Source organism: Wolbachia endosymbiont (group B) of Lycaena phlaeas (genome assembly GCF_947251875.1).
Classification (GTDB): Bacteria; Pseudomonadota; Alphaproteobacteria; order Rickettsiales; family Anaplasmataceae; genus Wolbachia.
Genome location: NZ_OX366392.1, coordinates 754,040 through 776,445, shown reverse-complemented (window position 1 = coordinate 776,445; position 22,406 = coordinate 754,040). Strand labels below are relative to the sequence as shown.

Genomic DNA, 22,406 nt, shown 5'->3' with positions numbered 1-22,406 from the left:
GCAGCGGTATAATGGATTTTCAGATTGCTTGTCTGGTAGGATATGTATTGATTTTTATTACTAGTGCAGATACGATAAAGCTTTAAACTAGTACAAAATGGAGCAATTTGAGAGCTTTTACATCACTACGCCAATATATTACGTAAACGACAAGCCACATATCGGCCACGCATATACTTCCCTTATCTGTGATGTTACAGCTAGATTTATGAAATTAGCTGGAAAGAACGTCAAATTTACTACTGGTACAGATGAACATGGACAAAAAATTGAAAAAGCAGCTAAAACAAAGGGAATAGAGCCAAAAGAATTTACAGATGAAATAAGTGTTACGTTCAGAAAATTAGCTGAGCTAATGAACTTTAATTCTGATGATTTTATCCGCACCACAGAAGAACGTCATGAACAAGCAGTTATAGCTCTATGGAATAGGCTTGAAGAGAGAGGGCAAATATATCTGGATTCTTACTCAGGTTGGTATTCAGTTCGTGACGAAGCGTTTTATCAGGAATCAGAGTTGATAGATGGCAGAGCACCAACAGGCGCTGAAGTTCAGTGGATAAAAGAAGAGAGCTACTTTTTTCGTTTGTCAAGTTGGCAAAATAAATTACTAGAGTTATACGAAAATCATCCGAATTTCATCTTTCCTGAGAGCAGAAAAAACGAGGTGGTATCGTTTGTAAAATCAGGACTTACTAACCTTTCGATTTCTCGTACTAGTTTTAATTGGGGAATAAAAGTACCAGGGAATGACAAGCACGTAATTTATGTTTGGATAGATGCGCTCACTAACTATCTCACGTCAATAGGCTTTCCTAATATAGAAGATGAGGAATATAAGAAGTTTTGGACAAACTCCTTCAACATTCATGTGATCGGTAAAGACATATTGCGTTTTCACGCTGTATATTGGCCAGCTATTCTTCTTGCAGCAGATTTACCACTGCCAAAGCAAATTGCAGTTCATGGTTGGTGGCTAAACGAGGGGGAAAAAATATCCAAATCCCTTGGTAACGTTATAGATCCAATTAATCTTGCAGAAGAGTTTGGTGTTGATCAACTACGCTATTTTCTCCTTCGGGAAGCAAGTTTCGGTCAAGATGGTAATTTCAGTAAGAAGAACATGATCAGCCGCATAAACTCAGAGCTGGCAAACAATATAGGCAATTTAGTGCAAAGAACAATTTCATTTCTGCACAAGCAATGCTTTGGAGTTGTACCAGTGGTCGATCGCAATTTGCTTAAAGATGATGAGAGTTTACAAAATTGCAAAGCCATAATTGATCAAGTAATGGATCATCTATCAAAGTATGAATTTAACCAGATTATACTCCTGATTATCAATATCTCTTCCAAGGCCAATGCTTACATAGATAAAAGTGCACCCTGGACACTCAGTAAAACCGATAGAGAGCGCATGAATTTAGTGATTTATAAATTACTCGAATATATCAGAATAATTGGTATTTTATTGCAGCCAATTGTTCCAAAGTCAGCAGAAATAATACTTGACCAATTACAGACTCCAAAAGAACAACGTGATTTAAAATCTCTGTGCAACGCATGTGTAAGCTTAGGTGTTACATTACCTAAGCCTACGCCGATTTTTTTGAGGTTTGATATTTAAAGAACCCTTAGTAAACCAGGCTGAATTGGTCGTTGTGTAGTTAATTTGCTTAGTTCAACAGAATCAACAAAGGTACCTTGCTGTTTTGATGTGTTTATACCGTTGTCTACTTTGGAAGAAATGACTTTATTTTTGTTTTGATCAAGCTGCTTTATGATCTCGGCTACAGGAGGATTTGATGAATCTTCTACCTCACCTGGTTTTGTTGAAGAAGAAGCTGAATATGGATAATTATCTCTATTCTTCATTTTCTCTTGTTTTATATTATCACACTGAAAAGACATAGAATCTTGGGATGTATCCCACTCTTCATCATCAGATACATTACTACTATTGCTCAATAAATTATTACTAGGGCTATTTAGTAATGGATTTTCACTGGACATTATATTCTTTAATACTATTGGTAAGTTTAGCGGTTTTACGGGTTTCTTTAGCTCTTTATTGGACGTGTTATTTGGTTCTATAAGTGATTCTTCCAAACTACAAAGAGAATCATCTTGTTTGTCTAAGGAATCTAGCTCTTCATCTTGAAAACCACTTTTATTTCTTTGCTTTAGAACTTTGCTTTTCAAACCCTCATTCATATAATTTCCTTGTTGAATACTCTCACTATTGTTTTGCTCTTTGTCAGTTTTTTGATTTTCAACTTTCCTTATTTGATGTACTTCTTTGTTTCGCGATTGTACGTCGCTCTCTTGCTTTTCAGCAACACTTTCCTCCTCTTGTTTTTGAGGTATTTTAAAACCATCCTTTGGAACTGGCTTCAAAATAACACCTTTTCTTATCTGTTCAAGCAGATCAGAACGATCATGCTTAGATTCATTAGCCTTTTTCGGTGCACCATTCTTAGGTTTCTCCGTATACTTGGAAGCTGTAGGAGGAGGCGGCGGAGATGGTAGTGGTGCAGCATTTTGTGGCAATGGAGGAGGTGGTGGAGGTAGTAGTGGTACAATGGGTATTCCAGACATTACTGGAAATGATGGTGTAGGAGTATTGCTATGTTCAAGTCCTTTTGCTTTCTGTAAATCTTGTGATTGTTTTCTACCAGGATCAACTCCTTTCTCGCTGTTTATTGCAGAAAGGTATGAATAGATAAGATATGCAGCTAAGCTCAACATAACCGATGCAGAAACAAAAGCAATAACTGCAGAAGAAACTGGCACTGCAGCACTACTTAATACTGCTGAAATGATAAAATACGTGCATACTCCAGCTACAGGACCGGATGTACACAATAACAAAATAGCAATTGAATATTTTAAGGCAGTTGCCTTTTTTTGTTCTGCTACAGATGACTTTTGATTTTCACTATCAGAGTGTACACCATTATGTTGTTCAGTCATAGGTTTTTTCGGCACACCCTGTTTAGTATTGCTTCTATCATTTTTAGTTTTGTCACTCGCATTATCTTCTTCTTTATGACTGAGCGCTATTTCTGGTTTCTGGATTCTTAACATGAGTACTATTCTTGCTTCCTTCATCTGCATTTTTGCTATCCACATTATTTTTTTCTTGTATTTTCTTAAATAGTGGATTTTCTGCAAAATTAAGAGATGATTGTTGAACAGGACTCTTAGATTGACCTTTTTTTGGTTCAGTGCGACTGCTAATTCCTGATGTAGCCAAATTAGAAGGTTTTTTATTATCCTGTGGAGGTGTCCAATTCTTTAAACCTTCGAGTGGTAAAGGAGGTGGTGGTGGAACTGATGCAGGTATTTTATTATTAGATGAATCAGTAGTAGGAATTTCTCTTCCTTATTATTAATATAATGTTATTAACAATTAAATTATTAGTACTTGTTAATAATTTTTGAGTAAGTTAACATTAAGATAATAAAATAAAAAGGAAAGAGAGAGGAGCAGTCTTCTAAGAAGAAATAGAAGCTATCTTAAACCTCAAGTCATCACTTTGTTACCACAGCACATCATCGATGTTTTGGTATTCAGAATCATAAAAATAGCTTAGTGTTAGATATTTTTATGATAACCTCTCTTAAACAATTGATATTTTACAGTGTTTTTGGTAAAATAATAGCTTAAGGCTTAGAATAAAAGTTTATGAGTGAAGCACAAGGTCCAAATATTGCAGAATGGCAGGCACAGCAGCAACACCAGGAAGCCGCTAGTGAGAAAAGTGGTTTCGGTCTTGGTCATAGTGACTCTGTTGCAACAATTGTGGATGGAATGAAGTGGATGTTCAACTTTCATGAAGGAGCAATTGCTGCTTATAATAATGTGTTTGAAGGTTTGGTAAGTGGTAGCAGTCTAGTAACGTTATTTGGGAAATCAGGTAATATGTTTGGCATAAAATTTCTTGAAAGTCTTGCTGAATATTTTTCAGGTGGAGGTGGAGAAGATATGCCATCAGAAGGAATGGGTATGGACTACGGTGATGAGGGGCATCATCCGGATGATTATCCCCACTCTAACAATGAAATAGCTCAAAGTGCTGATACTTGTAATGAAAAATAGATCAGCAAATTTTCAATCAACAACAGCTAAAGACCTTTCTGCAACGTTGATTTCTCTTATATCTGTAACTTCGTCATTCTGATTAAACGAAATTTGCAGAGACTTACTACTGTACTTCCTTTTTCCCAAGAAGTTAGCTTGTTTAATTTTATATGAGACATAGTACCAAACATTTTCGTCGAACTTTGATACTAGTGTTGGCGATCCTAAAGTATGAACCACTTTTTCTCTATCATCACCTACTTGTATTTTGCTCCACAGTTCAATATTAATGCCAGGAACTCCGTGATTGTGAATAGTGTGAGTGCAGCTCACTGTAAATAATAAAATAAAAGATATTAATACTCGCATTTCGTCAATTAATTATTTGAAATCATAATACACTGATAAACTATCTGTCGTCAAATTTCAAAAAAGTTAAATTGACTGATTCTCAATATCATTTAATATAATATTTACTTCAAAATAATTAGGTACCTTATGTCATTGCTAGAAGCAGATCCAATATACAAGCCTTTTAATTATCCTTGGGCATATGATGCATGGTTGCAGCAACAAAGGATACACTGGATACCTGAAGAAGTTCCGCTTGCTGATGATGTGAAAGATTGGAAAACTAAACTTTCGAATGTAGAGAAAAATTTATTGACCCAGATTTTTAGGTTTTTTACTCAAGCAGATATTGAAGTAAATAACTGCTATATGAGGCATTATTCAAATATATTTAAGCCAACAGAAATATGTATGATGCTTGCAAGCTTTTCCAATATGGAGACTATACACATTGCAGCCTATTCATACCTTCTAGATACGATTGGCATGCCAGAAAATGAATATCAAGCATTCTTAAAATATGATGCTATGAGAAAGAAGTATGAATATATGTTAGAATTTGAGGAAAGTAAAAAGCAAGATAAAAAACATGTTGCTAAAACTTTAGCAGTATTTGGTGCCTTCACTGAAGGATTGCAGTTATTTGCATCATTTGCAATTTTGCTCAATTTTCAACGGTTTGGAAAAATGAAAGGTATGGGGCAAATAATTGCTTGGTCAGCACGTGACGAAACCTTGCACACCAATTCAATTATCAATTTGTTCAATACGTTTATTAAAGAGAATAATGAAATTTGGAATGACGAGTTCAAAGAAGAATTATATTCTGCATGTCACACTATTGTTGAACTTGAAGATGAATTTATAAGTCTTGCTTTTGATTTAGGAGATGTTGAAGGGCTATCTGCAGAGGAAGTGCGCAATTATATACGTTACATAGCAAACAGAAGGTTAACGCAATTAGGTCTTAAATCTATATATAATGTTAAAGATAACCCTATTCCGTGGCTTGATGAAATACTAAATGGCGTGGAACATACAAATTTCTTTGAAAATAGAGTAACAGAGTATAGCCGTGCAGCAACTCAAGGCACTTGGGAGGAAGCTTTTGCTAAAAACGATACAAAAAGTGAATAGCAGTAACTTCGGTTCTGTCGCATTTGTAGGGAAGTAGAAAAAAGAATGATATAATTGTCTAAAAATAAAGCAAAGATGTTTCGTATCAATCAAAAATTATTGCCATCCTTCAAAGGATTTAGCTTTTCAGCGATGTTATCTGTATACATGAAATGTCGATTCTCTTTGAGCTATCGAGATTTGGAAGAAATTATGAGTATAAGGGGAGCAAAAATTGACCATGCTACGTTACAAAGTGGGTTATCACCACTGATAGATTAGGCAGTAAGGAAAAGAAAGAAGCAGGTTGGTAGTAGTTGGAGAGACCTACATTAAATTAAACGGTAAATGGGTTTATTTATATAGAGCACTATTGGTAATACTGTAGACTTCCTCTTGTGTGTTAGTAGAGACAAGTCTGCAGCACTTGCATTCTTTCGTAAAGCCTTCAGGAGTAACTATCTTCCTGAGAAAATTGTCATTGATAAAAGCGGCAGTAATACTGCTGCTCTTGATGATTTGAATGCAGAAATTTCTGAAGATTATAGAATCACAGTTCTTCAAATAAAATATCTAAATAATATTGTTGAGAGGTTTATCAAGAAGCGAATAAAGCCTATGCTTAGTTTTAAAAATTTTCATTCCGCAAAGATTACTATTACAGGTATAGAAAATATTCGCATGATTCAGAAAAAACAAATTATCGGAGCTAATGACAATGTTTCTACTTTTGAGAATTTTGCTATGTTAATGGCTCTATAACTCCTATAATCCCAGCTTTAATGATCTTCTTTTCTATGGTTTATAGATGCAACAGAACCAGATAGGTTGCTGTGTAAAAATTTGGGAAATGTTTTTGTTAGTATTAAAAATTACATAATGTGTATTATGGAAAATATAAGAAACACAAGCTTTCAGCAAGAGAAAATGCAATTTTTGCTCTTCTCAAACAGCATAAAAAAGTGCCTGTTGAACCTCCAGATTAATGCTCAAAAATGTTCAATTGATACTTTAAAAGTATTACTTTAAAAATACCTAAAGTATCACTTCAAAAGCACTTAAAAATTTTATCTTTTAGGAAAAATTTTCCAAGACTACCCCCTTATTGGCTTTTGTTAGAAAAATATTAAAACTATAACCAAATATGTAATCTTTTATATGATTGTATTAGCTTAGCTCCCTTAATGGTTGTTTCTTTTTTTTTTTAAATATTAAAATAAATATAACTTTTTAGAGTTATCCACAGTTCTTTTGCTTTCAATTATATATATATTAGTATTTGGAGATCATATTTATTATAAATCTCCAAAGTACTCAGAAATGTAAAATTATATACTCTACTAGGTTATCAACTTAGTTATTAACAATTCTGTGAATAACTTAAACAAGAAAAAGGGGCTTTTACCCGAATAGATATTTTATAACGTCTTAATGCTAACTCCACCGACATATAAATTTGCGTGGCTTTTTCCAGTATTAAGCAATGCAAGTCCAATATTGTCGACACTAGAGCGTAGTTCTCCTACTTCTTCATTATGTTCACTGATTACTTTAGTGCCAATATTTGGAAGTGCATTTTTTCCCTCAACAAGGTAAAGTTTCCTTCTGAATTTTTCTTGTCTGCTCATTCGATTTACAACTTCCTGACCTATATAGCACCCTTTATTAAAGCTTATACCATTTATCTTATCGATTAAATATTGCAGCGGAAATGATGAATTTTGCACCATATCTTTTGCTCCATCTGGGACAAGGTTTTTAATTCTAACTTTTTCATACTGAATAAAATCTCCAACCGGTTCTTTTATTTCATCTTCATGTATGATCCTCATTCCTAGCAGCTTGTGCCTTGGATCTTGAAAAATAACTTGTGACTTACTACTACACTTCGCCAACTTAGCATCAAACAAAACTCCAACCTTATATAGTGAACTAATGTCTTTAATCCTCACTCTAAGGTAAGTTTTGAGCAAGTCTAATTTTTCAATTATTTGCTGTAGATGGGCATTTTCACACTCCAAATAAATATATTTATCATGCTCAATGAGGAAAAAATCGTACAGATATTTTCCCTGAGGGTTGAGTAATAAAGAGTAAATTTCCTGCTGGCTACTTAGTTTATTAATATCATTTGTTATAACACCCTGAAGAAAATCTCTCGTATCTGGTCCGTATAAAGATATTAGACTACGGTTTGCTAGCGGTATGTAACCCATAAAACTTCTGTTCAAATCTTAATTATACACTTTTACTAACTCCAACCCTTGAAATGTAACCTTTAGATGACTACATAGAATTGTAGGTTAATCTATTAATGAGGAAACATAAATGTCAAGTGTAAATTTGAATGTATTAGATGATAACGTGCTAATAAAGCCTATTACTGAAGAAAAACAAGGTGGAATTGTACTACCATCAAGTGCTGAAAAGAAGCCTACTAAAGGTGAAGTTATAGCAATTGGTAGTGGTTCACGCAACTCAAGCGGAGAGCGTATAGCTTTAACTGTAAAAACTGGTGATAAGGTTTTCTACAGGCAGTGGGCTGGCACAGAAGTAGAGCATGACAATGAAAAGTATGTCGTGATGAAGGAGTCAGACCTACTTGCTGTTATCAAGTAGGTATCCCTATTTTACTAAACTAATGCGCTATATAGTGCATTATGTATTTTAATATTCTAAATTTTTTATTAATTTAAGGAGTGATAAAAATGGCTAACATAGTAGTATCAGGCGAACAGTTGCAAGAAGCCTTTCGTGAAGTTGCAGCAATGGTTGACTCAACGGTGGGAGCAACTGCAGGGCCTAGGGGAAATACAATAGGAATTAGCAAGCCATATGGTGGACCAGAGGTCACAAAGGATGGCTATAAGGTAATGAAAGGTATAAAGCCTGAAAAACCATTACACTCTGCGATAGTAAGCACCATTGCTCAAAGTGCTTCTCAGTGTAATGACAAAGTTGGTGATGGTACCACAACATGCTCAATACTGACTAGCAATATGATAATGGAAGCTTCAAAGTCAATTGCAGCTGGAAATGATCGTATTTGTATCAAAAATGGAATACAGAAGGCAAAAGATGTGATATTAAAGGAAATTACATCAATGTCTCGCACAATTTCTTTAGAGAAAATGGATGAAGTTGCACAAGTTGCAATAATTTCTGCAAATGGTGATAAAGATATTGGTAATAGCATTGCTGATGCTGTTAAAAAGGTTGGAAAAGAAGGCGTCATCACTGTTGAAGAGAGTAAGGGTTCAAAAGAATTAGAAGTTGAACTTACAACTGGTATGCAGTTTGACCGTGGTTATCTCTCTCCATACTTTGTTACAAATAATGAAAAGATGAGCGTGGAGCTTGATGATCCATATTTGCTGATTACAGAAAAAAAACTTAATATTATTCAACCTTTACTTCCTATTCTTGAGGCTATTTTTAAGTCTGGTAAACCTTTGTTTATCATTGCAGAAGATGTTGAAGGTGAAGCATTAAGCACTTTAGTGATCAACAAATTACGTGGTCTAAAAGTTGCTGCAGTAAAAGCTCCAGGTTTTGGTGATAGGAGAAAGGAGATGCTCGAAGATATAGCAGCTTTAACAGGTGCTAAGTATGTCATAAAAGATGAGCTTGGAATCAAGATGGAAGATTTGACTCTTGAAGATCTTGGTACTGCTAAAAATGTTAAAATCACTAAAGACAATACCACAATTGTTAGTGAAGACAGCGACTGTGACAAACAAAACAGAGTAAATGCTAGAATTAACCAGATTAAATCTCAGATTGAAACTTCAACCTCTGATTATGACAAAGAAAAGCTAAGAGAGCGTTTAGCAAAACTATCAGGCGGCGTTGCTGTACTCAAAGTTGGTGGAGCAACTGAAGTAGAGGTAAAAGAACGTAGAGATAGAGTAGAAGATGCACTTCATGCAACAAGAGCTGCAATTGAAGAAGGGATAGTTCCAGGTGGAGGAGTTGCACTTCTTTACGCTGCATCTGCTCTTGATAAGCTAAAAGCTTCAAGCGATGAAGAGCAAATAGGTATCAACATTGTCAAAAAAGTTCTCAGTGCTCCAATCAAAAGATTGGTTAAAAATGCTGGTCTTGAATCTGCTGTTATAATTGACTATTTGATTAAGCAGAATGATAAAGAGCTTATATACAACGTTGAGGCTATGAACTACGCTAATGCATCAACAGCTGGTGTAATTGATCCGGCAAAAGTAGTTCGTATTGCTTTTGAAACGGCAGTGTCTGTAGCAAGCGCACTTATTACTACTGAATCTATGATAGTTGATCTACCAAACAAAGAAGAAAATGCTTCATCACCTATGGGTGCAGGAGCAATGGGCGGAATGGGTGGATTCTAAGTAAACAAGAGCCTTGGAGCAACTTGCTCCAAGGTATCTTTCTAGTTCTAAAAAGTCTTACATTTATAAAGGAAATAAATTTGTGATTTTCTATGCAAAGCCACTACTATTTATATTTGTTACGTCTCTTTAATATTATAACTGCTTAAAAATAAAAAAATAATATATGAAAGTTATAATTGCTAGTATATTACTATTAGTATAATATTATATTAATAAATGATTTATATAATATTTTTATTATAATAGATAGAACTTAAATTATTTTCTTCATAAATAGAGTATTTATGAAAATACGTATATACTCAATCCTACTTTTACTTTTTTCTTGCACTCAATTGTGCGCTGAAGAAGAAGTTGCAAAATTTGATCTGCTCATTGGTAAGATAAATAAAGCAAACCTTACCATTGAAGGCGCAATAAAGGTTACAATAAAACCAGGTTGGCATATATATTACAAAGACCCTGGAGATTTCGGCCTTCCTACTTCCTTTGACTGTCAGGGTAACATATCAAATATAGATATTCATTGGTCTACTCCCAAGGAACATGAAGATAAAGTTGGGGAAGTTACATTTGTTAGTAACATATATGAAGATATGGTGTTATTTCCCTTTAAAACTAATATCATTCCAAATCAGGAATACGCTGATATTAACTTTCATATAAAGTACGCAATATGTAAAGATAGGTGTATCCCTAAAAATGCCGAGATAAAAACCAGTCAACCACTAAAGGATTTTATGGATTCCGATATCAATAAACTCATAAATGAGTGGTATGAAAAATAGAGCTCCCAGCGAGCAAGTGATAGTTATACGATAGCTTAAAAATGTTATTCCTGTCCCTGAATTTTCCAATAAAGATCTTTCCAAAAATTTCGATCATGAAGCCTTTTGGTCCCCAAAAGGCTTCATTTCAATCAATAACGAAAATTATAACTTTGAAAGAGCTGCTTGCTTATTAACTCCTGTAGTGATTTGTATGCTTTCCACACTTGTTGAAGGATAAAATCCTTTTATTACTTCAGAGCCTTCTCGCTTTAAATATGACAATGCTTCATATAAAGGCTTCGCTTCATATTGTCTTCCTACTTTTACTTCTTTATTTGCAGCTAATTGCTCCCAAGTGACACCATTGCTTTCAATAAACTCTACAGCACCATTATCACTAATGATAATTTTCATTTCACACTCTTCTCCTTCAGCATACCAATTTAAAGTCATATAATATGAGCCGTTAGCTACTTCATAAATTCTTGTTCCATTCTCATCAACTCTGCAGCGTATTCCCCTTGTTTCACATTTGCTTTTACTAGGCAGCAATAATGTAATTCCATCTACACCATATTTTCTGCATATATCACTATTTAAAACATCAACCACATTTATTGATTTTGTAGGATCGCCAAGCATAATTCTGAGTGCAGGCTTAATCTTACCTTTCTTTCTACTTTCTTTAATTCCTATATATTCTAAAGTATTATCTTTTATACTTTCCTTTACATCTTTTGCAATTTTCTGAGCAATTGCACCTACGACATTTTTGCTATCGTACATACTGTAATTGCTATTGAATGATGGAGAGACATACTCCATTATTTTAGCACGAAGTAACAAATTCAATGAATTAGTTCTTCAAGAATAATTTAAACTTTTACAGTAGGAGTAGTCTCATGAAACATTATAGCGGGTTAGATGTCTCACTCAAAGAAACTTTTATTAGTATCATTGATGAGAAAGGAAAAATTGTTAAAGAAGGGGTTGTTGCAAGTGAAAGCAGTGCAATAGCTGAGTTTCTGCTTGGTCAAAACAAAAAATACGAGTCCATAGGAATAGAAAGCGGGCAATTATCAATATCGATGTGCAAAGAGTTGAGGAATCTTGGATTACCAGTAACTTGTGTAGATGCAAGGCATATGGCAGCAGCATTATCTGCGAGAATCAATAAGAATGATAAAAATGATGCAAGAGGCATAGCACAAATGATGAGAGTTGGGCTATTTAAGGAGGTATTAGTAAAATCAGACGAAGCTTGTCAGGTTAAAATAATACTTGGAAGCAGAAGACAATTAATACGTTGCAGAGAGCAAATTGCGGGAACAATAAGGGGATTACTGAAAATATACGGGATAAAAGTTAATCAACGTCTTAGTTCTGCAAACTTTGCTTTAAAAGTGCAAGAAATGGTTAATAATCTAGATGAAATTAGCCAAACCTCAATTGAATCATTAGTACATAGTTTAGAAATAATAGAAGAATCAATAAGAAAACTTGATAAAATGCTCTCAGAACAAAGCAAAAAAGATGAGGATTGTAAATTATTAACTACTGTTCCAGGAGTTGGTATTATAGTAGCAATGACATATAAAGCTGCAATAGATGATCTGCATAGGTTTGAAACATCTTATACAGTTGGAGCCTATATGGGATTAAGTCCAAGACAGTACGCTTCTGGTGAGATTGATCGACACGGAAGTATATCAAAAATGGGACCAGTGGACTGTAGGAATATGTTATATGAAGCCGCGCAGGTCTTACTGGTAAAATGTAAAAGGACATTTAAATTAAGAAGCTGGGGATTGAAGCTTAAAAAGAAAAAGGGCATGAAAAAAGCAATTGTTGCAGTAGCAAGAAAATTAGCCGTGATTATGCATAAGATGCTAATCGATAGAAAAGAGTTTTGCTATCAATAAACACTAAAGAAGTATAAAACAATAATTTTACTGAAAGTAAAGATAGCAATGCCGATGGAAGGGATAAGCAAGAGGATAAGTTGAAGCATAGACTTCGTGGCGTACATGTTGCCGTCCACTTCCGCCTAACAAGTATAGTGCGGCTTGGCTACAATATGAATTAGCCATATTAGACCGCGGAGAGAACAATGGAAGCATGCTACTTTTAACTTATGTAAAATCATTAAGACTATAGAGGAAAAGAATGATACCTTAGTTTTTATAAGCTTAATGAATATGTGGATAAATACTTTAAGTTTGTGTGGACGTATTTATCCACATATTCATTGGCTACATAGTTTAAAAGAGATTAATTGGAAATTAGTGTTGATGTTTTTATTGCCAATAAAACCTCTTTTGATTGAATAAGATAATACAATAATAAATAAAAGGTTGTATTAGAGCTGAATTTTACATCAAAAAATATTTTTCATGATACAAAAAATTATTGTTGACTTTTATGCAATTAGAGAACTTATTGGCATGTTTATATTCATACCTGCCATTAACCTCATATCTATACTTTTCCTGTCCTTCTTCATTGGAAAGTACAGTAGAAAAGTGTTTAAACCACTTTTCATCATCATCAATACTAACTTCTTCGTTCTTATCTTCAGAATCCATAGATACTTTACTATCTGGGCTCAGATTTTTAAAAAAATTATCTTTTAAGCGCAAATAAAAACGATTACTTTTATCAAAACAATCCTGATTATTAACTGCTTTTGGATTATCTACCACCATATTACCTCCACATATTAGCTATATAGAGGTATATATCAGTGTTGACCTTCTAGGTCAACACTAAACAATAACGAAAACTATAGTTGTTTCTTTTCACCTGCTAAAGATTGTGCTTGTGCTTCATCTACACTTGTTGAAGGTTGCTTCTCAATATGTGTGATTTAGATATTCTCGTGCTTCATCACTATATTTAATGCTCTTGTAGCTTAAACTTCTTATCAACACCTTGCCTAAATGAAAATATTCCTATTTCTTGGAAAAATTTGTTATATTTACCTTGGTTACTGACTCTCATTTTTTATGATATATTTATCCTTAAGCGGTTAAATGGCTATTTTATAATGAATTTTGTCAGTAATCGCTAGTTTTTCTCCTGCTATGCAACAAAGCCCTCTGGCATCCAGATTAGACACTAAGTTGATAAGTATAAAAGCAGCTAACCTTATGTAAAAACACAATATTCCAGTGTTAAGCACTGGAATGACATTGTATGAACATTGTACCATATTACAATCAGTTGTGATTGGTATGACAAGATTAAGAGGTGCTAGAATAATGAAACCGAAGTCATACATAGAAAATAGGTTGGGTATTTTCAACTTTTGCTATATACTCAAGTAAAAATCTCTCTTTTACAGATGGATACAGTAAAGTTTGTTTTCTTACTGCCAACAATACTACTCATACTAGTTGCTGGTGTTTACCTATCGGTTAAACTAAAATGGTTACAGGTGTTTAGACTACCGTATGCCGTTTCACTTATTGGAGCTAAAAGAGGAGAAAATAAATTTTCTTCTATAGCCGCCCTGTTTACAATCTTAGGAGGAAATTTAGGAGTAGGAAACGTTTCAGGCACTGCTGTTGCTCTAAAAACCGGAGGACCAGGATCCATTTTATGGATGGCAATAATTATTGTTGTTACTTCTGTGATAAAATATGTTACTTGTTACCTAAGTATAAAAACCAGAAAAGAAAAAAATGGACGGTTTATAGGTGGACCTGTAGCCTACATGACTGATGCATTTAATTCTAGAAAAGCTACAGTTGTGTTTCTAGTTATTATGATGATGGTTTCAATAACAGTTGGTAACCTTGTTCAGGTAAATTCTCTATCAATACCACTCAGCATGGTAGATATACCTGTAGTCATTGGCGGCATTGTAATGGCCATAATATTTTTTGTTGTTGCAGCTCTCAGCTTAAAAAAAATTAAAATTTTTATATCGGCTATGATACCGATAATGACGGTAAGTTACCTCACACTTTGCGGTATCATATTATTTAAGTTTAGTGAAAATATTCTTCCTTCTCTAAAACTAATAACAAGCAATTTTTTTACAACTAGTAGCTTTAACTCTGGCTTATCTTTAGGTTTAATTTTAGAAATGTTGACTATTATTCAAGTAGGAACTCTGCGAGGTATTTTTGCAACAGATATAGGACTTGGCCTCGAAGGAATTGTACACTCCTCGATTACTCCTAAAAAAAATAACAATAAATTTATCATTGAACAGAGTCTAATCACAATAATATCTCCTTTTATAGTTGCACTCATAGTGTTCATTACAGCAATGGTACTGCTTGTCACAGATTCTTGGATTACTGATTTAGAGAGCACTAACATGTGCATTTTTGCTTTTAGAAAAGCTATGAATTGGCCCTATACTGACTATTTAATTATGGCTATAATGTTTTGTTTTGCCTTTACTACTATCTTTACTTGGTTTTTTTGTTCAAAACAAACAATACGCTATGTATCTATGGATAATAAATACACTAAAATCTGGACTGTAGTTTTTACCTTAATCATTCCATTTGGTGCAATCGGTGGAGTTAAGTTACTCTGGGATATCGCTGATATTTCAATTGCTGCTTTGCTACTCATAAACATACTTGCTATACTCAAGCTCACTTCTCAAGATCCAGAAGTATTTACTATGAGTAGCAAATACCTGAAGTTGCAAAAACAGAGCTAAAGCAATATTTTAAGTTGTCATCCCAGTCTGGAATCCAGCCTTTCATGAACTTCATCAAAAATTTTATGTTTTAACATAATACTTTTATGCTCACTAACTGAGTGCGACTGGATCCCAGTGTCAGCTACTCAAATGACATACTTTTTGGTGAAAATTACTCTTATATTACAACGTTTGTAGTTATGAATTTGACTATAGGATCAAGTCTAGAAAAATCTAGATTCCAGACTGGAATGACAACTTAAATTGCTTGATGTGAACATAAAATAGCTCATGTCATCACGTTAGCAATACAACTTCTTTAATAAAAACTAAATCAATTCCCGTAATAATTGTACTAGCTAAGGCTAAAAGGCAGAGGGTTATTAGTGAGGGAAAATATGAATACTCAAAGCACACAACAATATCATGAATTCATTCGAGGATTTTTTACTTTATTCGATGAAATAAAAAAGGAAGACGACCCAATTTATAATTCCAGAGTTGGTTTTAATGCAGTAAAGTTTCTAATAAAGCACCCCATCTGGAATTTGGAGACAGATGAAGACAAAAATAAAGCTTATGAAGTTATTCTTCCAGAGCAGAACAAGATAAAGAAAGCCGAACAAAAGCTTGAAAGTGAAGTTAAAGCAAGGTTAAAAGAGTATGTTGATGATATCGCAGGAGTTTCAATATATGGCGATCACGCAAGTATTACACTGGGAGATGACAAAAAAGAGTTTAAAATCAGCGAGTTTTTAAATAGTGACTTTTGTCAGAAGAAAGGAATTTCGGGATTTTCAACGCTGCATAGTGATGGAAAGAGCGGAATGCACGGTTTTGTTGCCGAAGAAGGAGAGAAAAGAATAAGGCATTATGTTGTAACCGATGGTTCATATGAAATGACTTTGAATTGGCATGACAAAAATGGCAAAAAATGTACTATCAAAATCAAGATTGATAAAGATGGTGTAGATCTCACTGAACGTAATGGTGTTACTGAGGAACAATTAAAAGCAAACACAGATGTAAAAATAGGTGGCTTATTCCTATATCAAATACAATTCAAGGAGAAAGGACAAGAACAAGAGAATCAACAATCATCTGAAACTTTCATAGAAAATGATATTAGTAAAGGTGTTGGCGTTCAAGCTACTCAAGATCAAGAAGTTAAGTTTAAGCATGCAACGACTAGCACTACACATTCTAATAACGCATCTGCTAAAAAGATTCCACCGTCACTGCCAACTAGAACTAGTTCATTACCTAATAATCAGCAAAAAGGTGAGTATCAGCCAATACGGATTAATAGTGGAAATAACTACAATTCTCCATATTCTGATCATTCAAACAGTACTGCTTTCACCAAATCTGTAAGCCAAAATCAAAACGATAGGCAGTCTACATTTACTACGTTTGGATATACTGCATCTGGAAGCCGAAGATCAGATGAAAGTGAGCAAATATCTAATAATCGGCAAAAAGGTGCAATTTTTGATCCTACAACTAATGAAAGCACTGCAGCAGCACAAGACGTTGCATTCAAAAAAGTTAAAGGTGCATTTAAGTATGAAAACGCTAAAGAATCAAGCAATACTGGAAATAAGCAATCACTAAATGATGTAGCTTCGATTCTTGCATGGAAAGCAAAAAATGAGTTATTACGTAGTGAAAGTAAGTATGGTGAAGAATTTTCTGACTTCGAAGATGGTTGGAGCGATAACGAAGATGAGTATATAACGCTTTCAAAACCTCAATCAGATTATAAACAAGAAAAAGATTATCTTAGCACTAAGGAAAACGAAGAAAGAGGAAACGATGAACAAAAAGAAACCGAACAAGAAAATGAATCGCTAGAATACAGCTCAACAGATATAAAAACAAACGATTCGGGCTATTCATCTCCAACTCACTCTAATCATGAACAATCTCGAGTAAATTCTGGACAGTTAAAAGCGAGCCTAATGAATGTTGAACAAAGAGATTATACCCTACTTACGGAATTTACCAGTAGGTTGGATAAAGAAACTCAGAAATTCCCGCTAAAACCAGTAAATCAAAAGAAAATGAGTGAACAAACAAAAGAACATTTATTAGCAGCTGGATTGCTAAAAGACAATGCAGCGGAGGAAGAAATAAACGACTCAGGTTACTCATCTCCAACTTACACTAGCCACGATAATTTTCAGGTAAATCCTGAACAATTAGAGAGGAAATTAGAAACCATTGAACCAAAAGATACATTGGAAAAATTGAATAAAGGATTGAGAGACCAGGCTACTAAAGATTTATTCTCAGAAAGTATGTTGAAAGAAGTAAAAGAAGGTAAAAAATATGACCCTGTACGTAAGTTATTAGAAAGAAAAGTAGCAGAACAAGAAAATGATAATACTAATCTGACTATAGACAAAAATAGCGAACTATATAAATTGCTAGAAAAAGATGCAGCACAACTGAAAGCTGGAATAGTAGAAGAGGAAAGAAAAGATACTTTAACAGAATGCAATGATAGTCCTGATCGCAATAGAATTGCATTAGCAAATAGAAATAGAATCTGGGCTAAACTTATTGCTGAAGAAAAACAAAAAAAGGACAGTGGTATTAGTATAGGTTAAAGTAATTACTTAGCAAGCAATTGGTTTCATGTAATGGTAACCCTATTACAGAAGAGTAAGAACCACGTAAAAATAATACAAACATTCCCGCAAGGCCTTGTATGTTGCATCCCCCTGCCCTGTTTTTCCACTCTTCTGATGCTAAATAATATTTAATTTCTTGTTCGCTGAGACGCTTAAATTTCACTATTGTAACTACAGTCCTAATATGCTGTTTAGATTGATCAGGAATTAATAAACACACACTGGTGTATACTCTATGCCTTCTTCCTGATAACAAGCGAACGCATTTTTCTGCTTGTTCAACGTTTTCAGCTTTGAGCAATATCCTTCTACCACAAGCAACAACTGTATCCACACCAAGCACAAAGTAATTTGGATTTGCACTTTGTATTTTCTCGGCTTTACTTTTTGCCATACGGATTGAGTAATCTTTTGGCAGTTCTTTCTTCAAAGGCGATTCATCTATATCTGCTGGCAAAACCAAACCTGGCTTAATATTTATTTGTTTGAGTAAGGCTACTCGCCTTTCTGATGATGAAGCAAGAATAAGATTATCTAGAGATTGTTCTATCACTTTAGCCTTTTTATTATCCTACCCTTTCTTGCATTCCTATCATAAATACTCATCTCAACTAACACTCTATCGCCTATAATAATACGTATTTTACTTCTTCTCACTCTTCCTGATACATGACAGATAATCTCATGTTCATTGTCCAGCTTCACTCTAAATTCTGCTGCAGGTAGTAAAGCAGTTACTGCCCCTTCCACTTCAAAAATTGTTTTTGATTTGTCTTCTTTTATCATTGTCGTATTATAATTTAATAATCTTTTTCAGTCTACTATAGATTTTAAATTATTATCAATACAAGAGATTTTTGTGAGTATTCCTCTTGCAACTTATCTCTATATAATACGAGAGGAAAGCAAGTTACCTACTTTTCTACTCTCTGCCACCTTCTCAACAGAACTTATAGAACTTATGTTAGAAGATAAATCATTATCACAACTTTCCTCATCGCTATCAAGTCCACTATCAAAACTTGAAGATCTGGATAACTCTGTCTTCTTTTGTGAGGCACTATCAGGCTCACTAAAAACGTTTCCTGCTAGAGTATAAAATTGATGATTGAAGCTTCTTTGTTCAATAGAACTCATGTTAGAAGATAAACCATTATCACTACCATATCCGCCATCAGAGCTTGAAGATCCGAGTAACGTCATCTTTTCTTCCAGTGGAACACAAGACTCATTATTAGTCTCATTAAAAATATTTCTTGTTGGAGTATAAAATTGATTATTTAGGCTTCTTTGTTCATCAGCATGAATTTTTTCTCCCAGTCCATCAGCTATTTCTACAACTTTATCATCCCATTCATTCTCACACTCTAGTTTGCTTCTTAACTCTTCAACTTCCCATGCTAGTTTGTGTATCCCTTGTTCATAAGATTCCAGTTGTGCTTTATGCTCATCTTTCAACTCTTGCACTTGAAGTTTTAAATTGCTTATATACTGCTCCTTTTCCTTCATTATGTGTGCTGCTTCTTTTAATTTGTCTTCTAACTCCTTCTTTTCTGTATTAACATCTTTTAGCTTACCCTCTAGCTTTCCTTTTGCTTCACATACATTTTTAAGTTCTTGTGCTTTCTCTTGTAACTCTGCTAACACACTTGCTAACTTTTCATTTTTTTGTGCCAGTTCAGTTTGCAATTCTGTGTTTTTTCGCTCTTCTTTTCCAAAACTGTTTTGTAAATCAGTTATTTGTTGTGAAGCAACTTCTGGTTGAGTTTCAGTGTGCTGTAAATTGACTTCCAATGCATTGCTATTAATAGAAGGAGAAGAAGGAAGGCTATTATCAGCATCAACTTTATGATCTAACTTCCCCTCTGGTTCCTTACCTTGATAAGCCACCATAGATTCATTGTAAAAATTAATAGGAGTAGCCCTATTCTCTTCTAGTGATTCCATTACAGCATCGTATAAGGAGAGACCTTGAATATATAATTCATCGTTTTGCTTTATTAATTCTAGAATCTCCTTCGATGAAACAAAATCTTCACCATTAAATTTTAGTATTTCAGTTATGCCATCTCTACTCACATTCATAATCATGGTACACATTCCTGATCCATCTTTTGCAGCCCAAGTGCTTGTCATTTCATAATATGCACCTTCTTTAAATTCATAATATCTTTTCTTATCTTTTTTATGAGCGTGTATTTCATGTTTTTTATTGCAATAGATATTCAGTTCTTTAATATCTTTCTCTTGCTGTAAAACGTCACTAATCTTTGTTGGCTCACTATTGTCGTAATGAGTAAGGTTAATATTCAAAACTTTATTATTATTGTCAATTTCTTCACAGTAAACTTGAAAGTCCTCTTTCCATTTTCCAAAATACCTACTTGCAACTTCTTTTCCTTCCTTTACTAACTCTATGTATTTACCTATATTTTTCTCAAAGTCCTCATTAACAGGCTTTTCTCTTTCTTTTACTGCTTCATCCACATACATTCGCTTAAAATCATTATCACCTATTAGATTACTAAAACGCCAATTACCATAAGCTTTTTGTATATCAGTAAAGTCCATCTTTTCTCTCAAAAGCGCTAATAAGCTTATCTTATCTCTCAAATTTTCTAACTCACAATCGAGAAAATCATCGAAACTGCATAACTTTTTATACAGTTCCCTATCTTCTATAATTGAGCGAAGAAATTTCATTATAGTAAGGTTCTTAATGAAAGGCTCATTTTTTTCTGCATCATTAATATAGCTTTTGAGAAATTGAAATATACCAAGCCCATCACTATCTTGGACAAACTTCTCTCTATCATTAACACAATTGTTGCCCTGTGATGAACATAATCTATTATGCAATTTTTGCAAGTCATGTATTGACTTAACTACATATTCTGCAACTGACAATTCTCTCGGCTGATCACTTGTTTTTTCCGCTCTTACTGCTTTGTCTCCCTTAGTCAAACCTGCAATCATAATACGCCTCCTTTAACTATGTTTATATTATAACAATCAACATGTATTTAAGAAAAATCACACTGCTCACTGTACGTTTACGCTGCTACTTTGCATAATAGATTGCTTGAAGTCACACAAGTATCGTTTTTTATTAGATAAAAGTTAACAAGACGTTTTCATAGATTTTTAAGCTTAATAACATCCTCTCTATTGGGACTAGTTGAAATTAGATGAATTGGTACACCTATTAATTCTTCTATTTTTCTCACATATTTCATCAAATTTGCAGGTAATTCCTTAACTGACCTTTTGCCTTGAGTTTTCTCTTTCCAACCAGGAAATTCTTCATATATTGGCTCTAATTCTTTTTGTATTGAATGTGATGCGGGTAAATAATCATACATTTTTCCGCCATACTTATAACCAGTGCCTATTTTAATAGTATCAAAAGAATCAAGAATATCTAATTTGGTTAATACAATGCTTGAAACTCCAGAGAGTTGTACGGCCTGGCGCACTAAAACTGCGTCAAACCATCCGCAGCGCCTTCTTCTATTGCTTACTGTTCCAAGTTCCTTACCTATAGAAAATAAGCTGTCTCCAATCTCGTTATTTTGTTCAGTAGGAAATGGACCATTACCCACTCTTGTTGTATACGCTTTTGCTACACCAATAATTTGAGCATTGTAGGATAATCCTGAGCCTGTTATCGCTTGCGATGCTACGGTATTACTTGAAGTAACAAAAGGGTAAGTTCCGTGGTCGATATCTAAAAATGCGCCTTGAGCGCCTTCAAATATTATTTTCTTACCTTCTTTCATAAAATCATTTAGTATCTTCCACACAGGTTTTTTATATAAAAGAATTTTTTCTGAAATCTCTTGAATTTCCTTTAATATTTCTTCTTTTTTAACTACCTGGTAGTTAAGTCCTTTTCTGATAGCATTATGGTAACTCAGGAGAGCATCCACTCTTTGATTGAGCTCATCTGTGTTTTCTAAGTCACAAAGGCGTATAGCTCTCCTGCCAACTTTATCTTCATAACATGGCCCTATCCCTTTGTTTGTTGTACCAATTTTGTGATTTCCGTTTAAATCTTCAAATAGCTTTTCCTTGTCCTTATGTACGCTAAGTATTAATGGACAGCTCTCGGATACCATCAAGTTGTTATAGTTTACGTCTACTCCTTTAACTTTCAATGACTCTATTTCTGAGACTAGAGCATGTGAATCAAGAGCAACACCGTTTCCTATAATAGATATTTTGTCCGCTCTCAAAACAGCAGAGGGCAGTAAATTTAATTTATAAACCTCATCATCTATTACTATAGTGTGCCCTGCATTATTTCCTCCCTGAAATCTCACAACTACATCTGCATTCTCAGAAAGATAATCTACTATTTTACCCTTGCCTTCGTCACCCCATTGCAGACCAACAATTACAATATTATTCATCACT

Annotated in this window: 18 protein-coding genes and 2 pseudogenes; 11 read left to right on the top strand and 9 right to left on the bottom strand. The window is 34.1% G+C overall.

Features of this window, described 5'->3' with window-relative positions; genetic code table 11:
* Window positions 1-97 precede the first annotated feature (97 nt).
* Window positions 98-1,627: a methionine--tRNA ligase gene (gene metG / locus OPR37_RS03475; RefSeq protein WP_052264938.1), complete on the top strand. Its 1,530-nt coding sequence runs from the start codon at window positions 98-100 to the stop codon at window positions 1,625-1,627.
* Here metG and OPR37_RS03470 read toward each other — a convergent pair.
* Window positions 1,624-3,132 (bottom strand): WH2 domain-containing protein, encoded by a 1,509-nt coding sequence (locus OPR37_RS03470; RefSeq protein WP_264684795.1) that lies wholly within the window; start codon window positions 3,130-3,132, stop codon window positions 1,624-1,626. The two genes, metG and OPR37_RS03470, sit on opposite strands and share 4 nt — an antisense overlap.
* Window positions 3,133-3,227: 95 nt before the next feature.
* On the opposite strand from OPR37_RS03470, the gene OPR37_RS03465 reads away from it, so the two are divergent.
* A complete protein-coding gene (locus OPR37_RS03465) occupies window positions 3,228-3,395 on the top strand; it encodes a hypothetical protein (RefSeq protein WP_246485284.1) in 168 nt (55 codons plus the stop codon).
* 293 nt (window positions 3,396-3,688) lie between these two features.
* A pseudogene (locus tag OPR37_RS03460) lies at window positions 3,689-4,084 on the top strand (hypothetical protein); the annotation flags it as partial.
* Between the two features lie 30 nt (window positions 4,085-4,114).
* On the opposite strand, the gene OPR37_RS03455 reads toward OPR37_RS03460, so the two are convergent.
* Complete coding sequence (locus OPR37_RS03455) at window positions 4,115-4,453, bottom strand: outer membrane protein assembly factor BamE (RefSeq protein WP_007302809.1); 339 nt, start codon at window positions 4,451-4,453, stop codon at window positions 4,115-4,117.
* 129 nt (window positions 4,454-4,582) lie between these two features.
* Here OPR37_RS03455 and OPR37_RS03450 point away from each other — a divergent pair, with 129 nt between their 5' ends.
* A complete protein-coding gene (locus tag OPR37_RS03450) occupies window positions 4,583-5,572 on the top strand; it encodes a ribonucleotide-diphosphate reductase subunit beta (protein ID WP_052264911.1) in 990 nt (329 codons plus the stop codon).
* 75 nt (window positions 5,573-5,647) lie between these two features.
* Window positions 5,648-6,313 (top strand): annotated as a pseudogene (locus OPR37_RS03445) (IS6 family transposase).
* Window positions 6,314-6,969: 656 nt separating this feature from the next.
* On the opposite strand, the gene ygfZ reads toward OPR37_RS03445, so the two are convergent.
* Window positions 6,970-7,767 carry a CAF17-like 4Fe-4S cluster assembly/insertion protein YgfZ gene (gene ygfZ, locus OPR37_RS03440; protein ID WP_265016823.1) on the bottom strand — a complete coding sequence of 266 codons (798 nt, stop codon included), beginning with the start codon at window positions 7,765-7,767 and terminating at the stop codon, window positions 6,970-6,972.
* A gap of 112 nt (window positions 7,768-7,879) precedes the next feature.
* Here ygfZ and OPR37_RS03435 point away from each other — a divergent pair, with 112 nt between their 5' ends.
* From OPR37_RS03435 to OPR37_RS03425, 3 genes are all read left to right on the top strand, one after another.
* Window positions 7,880-8,170, top strand: coding sequence for a co-chaperone GroES (locus OPR37_RS03435; RefSeq protein WP_007302813.1), 291 nt, complete (start codon window positions 7,880-7,882; stop codon window positions 8,168-8,170).
* 89 nt (window positions 8,171-8,259) lie between these two features.
* Entirely contained in the window at window positions 8,260-9,918 is a 1,659-nt protein-coding gene (gene groL, locus OPR37_RS03430) for a chaperonin GroEL (RefSeq protein ID WP_007302814.1), read from the top strand.
* A 287-nt stretch (window positions 9,919-10,205) separates the two neighbouring features.
* Window positions 10,206-10,709: a protein-disulfide reductase DsbD domain-containing protein gene (locus OPR37_RS03425; RefSeq protein ID WP_264684794.1), complete on the top strand. Its 504-nt coding sequence runs from the start codon at window positions 10,206-10,208 to the stop codon at window positions 10,707-10,709.
* Window positions 10,710-10,853: 144 nt separating this feature from the next.
* On the opposite strand, the gene OPR37_RS03420 is transcribed toward OPR37_RS03425, so the two are convergent.
* Entirely contained in the window at window positions 10,854-11,537 is a 684-nt protein-coding gene (locus OPR37_RS03420) for a hypothetical protein (RefSeq protein ID WP_265016822.1), read from the bottom strand.
* Between the two features lie 56 nt (window positions 11,538-11,593).
* Between OPR37_RS03420 and OPR37_RS03415 the strand changes: the two genes are divergently transcribed.
* A complete protein-coding gene (locus tag OPR37_RS03415; protein WP_214303242.1) occupies window positions 11,594-12,613 on the top strand; it encodes an IS110 family RNA-guided transposase in 1,020 nt (339 codons plus the stop codon).
* Window positions 12,614-13,063: 450 nt separating this feature from the next.
* Here the strand turns inward: OPR37_RS03415 and OPR37_RS03410 are convergent, their stop codons facing one another.
* Window positions 13,064-13,396, bottom strand: coding sequence for a hypothetical protein (locus tag OPR37_RS03410; protein WP_265016821.1), 333 nt, complete (start codon window positions 13,394-13,396; stop codon window positions 13,064-13,066).
* A gap of 638 nt (window positions 13,397-14,034) precedes the next feature.
* On the opposite strand from OPR37_RS03410, the gene OPR37_RS03405 reads away from it, so the two are divergent.
* Together OPR37_RS03405 and OPR37_RS03400 are read left to right on the top strand one after the other, a co-directional pair.
* Window positions 14,035-15,372, top strand: a complete 1,338-nt coding sequence (locus tag OPR37_RS03405) for an alanine/glycine:cation symporter family protein (protein ID WP_052264771.1) — start codon at window positions 14,035-14,037, stop codon at window positions 15,370-15,372.
* Between the two features lie 380 nt (window positions 15,373-15,752).
* Window positions 15,753-17,966, top strand: a complete 2,214-nt coding sequence (locus OPR37_RS03400; RefSeq protein ID WP_019236339.1) for a hypothetical protein — start codon at window positions 15,753-15,755, stop codon at window positions 17,964-17,966.
* On the opposite strand, the gene OPR37_RS03395 is transcribed toward OPR37_RS03400, so the two are convergent.
* The 4 genes from OPR37_RS03395 to OPR37_RS03380 all read right to left on the bottom strand — a co-directional run bounded on the left by OPR37_RS03395 (window position 17,953) and on the right by OPR37_RS03380 (window position 22,402).
* The gene (locus OPR37_RS03395; RefSeq protein ID WP_007302819.1) at window positions 17,953-18,543 is read right to left on the bottom strand and encodes a Maf family nucleotide pyrophosphatase; all 591 of its coding nucleotides are present in this window, start codon (window positions 18,541-18,543) and stop codon (window positions 17,953-17,955) included. The two genes, OPR37_RS03400 and OPR37_RS03395, sit on opposite strands and share 14 nt — an antisense overlap.
* A complete protein-coding gene (infA, locus tag OPR37_RS03390) occupies window positions 18,540-18,776 on the bottom strand; it encodes a translation initiation factor IF-1 (RefSeq protein ID WP_007302820.1) in 237 nt (78 codons plus the stop codon). Before infA ends, OPR37_RS03395 begins: the two co-directional genes overlap by 4 nt.
* Window positions 18,777-18,875: 99 nt before the next feature.
* Window positions 18,876-20,966, bottom strand: coding sequence for a hypothetical protein (locus OPR37_RS03385; RefSeq protein WP_264684793.1), 2,091 nt, complete (start codon window positions 20,964-20,966; stop codon window positions 18,876-18,878).
* A gap of 158 nt (window positions 20,967-21,124) precedes the next feature.
* Window positions 21,125-22,402 carry an adenylosuccinate synthase gene (locus OPR37_RS03380; protein WP_007302822.1) on the bottom strand — a complete coding sequence of 426 codons (1,278 nt, stop codon included), beginning with the start codon at window positions 22,400-22,402 and terminating at the stop codon, window positions 21,125-21,127.
* Between the last annotated feature and the right edge of the window lie 4 nt (window positions 22,403-22,406).

Bases quoted from the DNA above. Each gene is read 5' to 3' on its own strand.
- metG (WP_052264938.1), top strand. From the start codon at position 98: ATGGAGCAATTTGAGAGCTTTTACATCACTACGCCAATATATTACGTA.
- OPR37_RS03470 (WP_264684795.1), bottom strand. From the start codon at position 3,132: ATGTGGATAGCAAAAATGCAGATGAAGGAAGCAAGAATAGTACTCATG.
- OPR37_RS03455 (WP_007302809.1), bottom strand. From the start codon at position 4,453: ATGCGAGTATTAATATCTTTTATTTTATTATTTACAGTGAGCTGCACT.
- OPR37_RS03450 (WP_052264911.1), top strand. From the start codon at position 4,583: ATGTCATTGCTAGAAGCAGATCCAATATACAAGCCTTTTAATTATCCT.
- ygfZ (WP_265016823.1), bottom strand. From the start codon at position 7,767: ATGGGTTACATACCGCTAGCAAACCGTAGTCTAATATCTTTATACGGA.
- OPR37_RS03435 (WP_007302813.1), top strand. From the start codon at position 7,880: ATGTCAAGTGTAAATTTGAATGTATTAGATGATAACGTGCTAATAAAG.
- groL (WP_007302814.1), top strand. From the start codon at position 8,260: ATGGCTAACATAGTAGTATCAGGCGAACAGTTGCAAGAAGCCTTTCGT.
- OPR37_RS03425 (WP_264684794.1), top strand. From the start codon at position 10,206: ATGAAAATACGTATATACTCAATCCTACTTTTACTTTTTTCTTGCACT.
- OPR37_RS03415 (WP_214303242.1), top strand. From the start codon at position 11,594: ATGAAACATTATAGCGGGTTAGATGTCTCACTCAAAGAAACTTTTATT.
- OPR37_RS03410 (WP_265016821.1), bottom strand. From the start codon at position 13,396: ATGGTGGTAGATAATCCAAAAGCAGTTAATAATCAGGATTGTTTTGAT.
- OPR37_RS03405 (WP_052264771.1), top strand. From the start codon at position 14,035: ATGGATACAGTAAAGTTTGTTTTCTTACTGCCAACAATACTACTCATA.
- OPR37_RS03400 (WP_019236339.1), top strand. From the start codon at position 15,753: ATGAATACTCAAAGCACACAACAATATCATGAATTCATTCGAGGATTT.
- infA (WP_007302820.1), bottom strand. From the start codon at position 18,776: ATGATAAAAGAAGACAAATCAAAAACAATTTTTGAAGTGGAAGGGGCA.
- OPR37_RS03385 (WP_264684793.1), bottom strand. From the start codon at position 20,966: ATGATTGCAGGTTTGACTAAGGGAGACAAAGCAGTAAGAGCGGAAAAA.
- OPR37_RS03380 (WP_007302822.1), bottom strand. From the start codon at position 22,402: ATGAATAATATTGTAATTGTTGGTCTGCAATGGGGTGACGAAGGCAAG.